This is a genomic window from Lawsonibacter hominis (genome assembly GCF_014287895.1).
Classification (GTDB): domain Bacteria; phylum Bacillota; class Clostridia; order Oscillospirales; family Oscillospiraceae; genus Lawsonibacter_A; species Lawsonibacter_A hominis.
Genome location: NZ_JACOPP010000061.1, coordinates 1 through 3,095, shown reverse-complemented (window position 1 = coordinate 3,095; position 3,095 = coordinate 1). Strand labels below are relative to the sequence as shown.

Genomic DNA, 3,095 nt, shown 5'->3' with positions numbered 1-3,095 from the left:
CGGACATGGTTTACAGACTCCTTTCAGAATGGTGTGTCGCAACTTCATTCTACCAGAGTTCTGCAAACCATGTCTCTTTTTATCCTCTTTTATATTTGCGCAACTTATTTTACCTTATCTTCCCATTTTGCTCTTCCTGCTTTTCTCCTATCTTACCATGAAAAACGTAGACACTCACACTTTTGTGAGTGTCTACGTTCATTTTACAGATGCAGCCTGTTAAGAAAGCATCCGCACTTAGATAAAATTTTGACAGCTTAGCAACAAGGCTTCTGATTCTTTGAATTCGGTTCAATGGTTCCACTTGCGGCAAATCGAGAACGAAATTCGGAAGGGGTCATTCCATAGTACTTCTTAAATACGGATATAAAATGTTTTGCAGAAAGATACCCTACATCAGTCGCTATATCGCTTATGTTCCCTACGGGGTGGGTGCGCAGAAGAAGAGCGGCACGCTCTATTCGTAGCCGTAAGACATACTTTGAATAGGATTCTCCTTGTTCCGATTCAAAAATGCTGCTTAAATAGGTTGGATTAACATCCATCAGATCAGCGACCTCGCTGAGTGAGATTTGCTCACAGTAATGCCGCTCAATATAGTTCCTCACTCGTTGAATCAGAATATTGGGATTCCCAGCAACTACATCTGATTTAACTGCGGCCTGGGACTGTAACGTAATGTTTTTTGTTAAGTCCCCATTCATATCGCTGTTGTTGCGTTTAGATGCCAGACGGTCAAGAATGCTATGTAATTCTCCATCTCGTAGGGGCTTCAAGAGGTAATCAGCCACGCCAATACGGATAGCAGTACGAGCAAAGTTAAATTCATCATATCCGGTCAAAAGGATAATATCTGTGTTTGGAATATTGCTGCTGATGTGGGTCGCTAATTCCAGGCCTCCCATACGAGGCATTTTTATGTCTGTGATTACCAAGTCAAAATGTTGTTCATTTAGTAAAGCCGTCGCCTCTATACCATCCCGAGCGCAAGCAGCCGCAACCCATTGGTTGTGAATGTTATTCAAGTTCATCATTAGATATTCACGCATCAAGGATTCATCTTCAACAATTAGCGCAGTTAACATTGATATCACTCCCTTGGAAGAAGCAGCGTCACTGTAGTACCCCCGTCAGCCTCTGATTGAACATGAATACCATAAGCAGATCCGAACCTATGGCGTATTCGAGCTTGAATATTAACCAGTCCAATACCGCTGAGATCGGCACCTGATCTTTGACCCTCATCCTTCAGCCGTTGCTGAAGCTGCGATAAAACCTGAGGATCCATACCAGCTCCATTATCATAGACAGATATGATAAGCATATTGCCCTCATACCACATATCAATTTGAATGAATGCATTTTGAGAAAGTACCCCGCAGCCATGCGTTATGGCATTTTCAACAATTGGTTGTATGGTAAGCGCAGGAAGAGGATAATTTAAGTCCACACCATCAGCACGTATATCATAAAGGAGCGCATCATGACGCAGTTGCTGCAAATGTAAGTAACTTTCGGTTATTTTTAATTCCGCTTCAAGAGATATTTCCTTCCCAGCATTGACCACACCGCGTAAAAGTGTGGCAAGCTGATCTATTCCTTGTATTACATCAGATATTCGCCCGCACTTTGCCAGTATGCTGATTGTGCCAAGGGTATTAAAGAGAAAGTGCGGCTGGATTTGCCGCTGTAATGCCTCCAACTGCGCCTCTTTTTGCAGGTACTTCGCCTCATAGATTTCCTTGGTCAGTTGTTTTTCTTGGAGCATCATTTCCTGAATCTTGGTTAGCATGCGGTTAAATGTACCATTCAAATATGCAATTTCTTCCGTACATTTCACATTGGCGCGAACGTTTAAATCACCAGCTTCTACCTTTTCCATCACGTTTATTGTATCATAAAGGGGGCTTAAGGATCTGCTGATAAAAAAAACAGAAATCAACACGCCAATTCCGGCCATCACAACAGCAAAAATCATATTAAAAAGCAGGGTCTCTTGGGCTTCTTTTGTGATTTCGGCTTTTGCGTTTATTGCTACAATCTGCCATCCAACAGGAGCGACAGAGTGTGAATTGATGATATAGTCTGTCCCGCTAAACTTCCGTACGCAAAAATCATTTTCTTGTATAGCCCCATGAATCTGCTCTATGTTAATATCGGGAGAAAGTTTTGAATTGATATATACTATATTTCCATTAGAATCAATGATCATGAGGGCCCCGTACTCGTTTACAGTGACACGATCGCATATTGCTTTTATGCTATTATAATTTGCATCAATACGAATTACGCCCAAGGATTTTTTGTTATCCTGGAGGCTATAGATCTGATTTGCGACAGAAACAACTATCCGGGAAGATGTCGTATTACCTGGATCAGGAGTTACGGGCAGAAAAACATACTCGCTGGTTGATAAAGCATCATGATACCACTGTTCGTTGTAGTAAGCACCTGTAATACCGCTCCGTCCAGTTCTTGCACTTGAGTAAATAGAGTCCGCAAGAATATAAACTCTCATAATATCTTTTCTCGGCGAAATCATGACTTGTTGCAAGTAGTTTTCGATTTCCCTCCTCTTTTCCAACGCCTCTTGTTCAGATGAGGGTGTACAATCTAACCATGCCATAACAGTGCTATTATAATAAGGGGTCAAACACAATTGCCCAAGTCCATCAAGGCAATTTTCTACATTCATGGACACTTGTTCAACAAGCTCCTGAACATTTGCGGCGGATTGCTCTGTGTAGTTTGAAGCAAAGCGAAGGTAATTTATAATGGAAAGGGCAGTAGCAGACATAAATACAAGCAAAGAAACGGCTAGTAACAGTCTCCTTCGCATATTATTGGCTGCAAAAATCTTCTTAGGTTGCCTTCTCTTGTATTGCTGATTCACACCCTTATCTTTCTTTGAACTATTTGGGATACAAAGGGGCAGAGTTCTTACCTTCATGGTTATTTCCCCCTTGGAAAATAATTCGGACTGTAAAGTTAAATGAAAGTTGAAGACCCGTCAGCCCTTCTGGTACAATGGTTTCACCACAAAACACATGTACTCTCGAAAGGAGACGAGTCTTCGTGGCAAGATTATACCAACT

Annotated in this window: 2 protein-coding genes; both read right to left on the bottom strand. The window is 41.6% G+C overall.

Annotated features, from left to right (window positions below):
• Positions 1 to 257: 257 nt before the first annotated feature.
• Positions 258 to 1,085: a response regulator transcription factor gene (locus tag H8S57_RS16610; protein WP_186909070.1), complete on the bottom strand. Its 828-nt coding sequence runs from the start codon at positions 1,083 to 1,085 to the stop codon at positions 258 to 260.
• A gap of 5 nt (positions 1,086 to 1,090) precedes the next feature.
• Positions 1,091 to 2,950 (bottom strand): sensor histidine kinase, encoded by a 1,860-nt coding sequence (locus H8S57_RS16605; protein WP_186909069.1) that lies wholly within the window; start codon positions 2,948 to 2,950, stop codon positions 1,091 to 1,093.
• Positions 2,951 to 3,095: the final 145 nt, after the last annotated feature.

Bases quoted from the DNA above. Each gene is read 5' to 3' on its own strand.
- H8S57_RS16605 (WP_186909069.1), bottom strand. From the start codon at position 2,950: ATGAAGGTAAGAACTCTGCCCCTTTGTATCCCAAATAGTTCAAAGAAA.
- H8S57_RS16610 (WP_186909070.1), bottom strand. From the start codon at position 1,085: ATGTTAACTGCGCTAATTGTTGAAGATGAATCCTTGATGCGTGAATAT.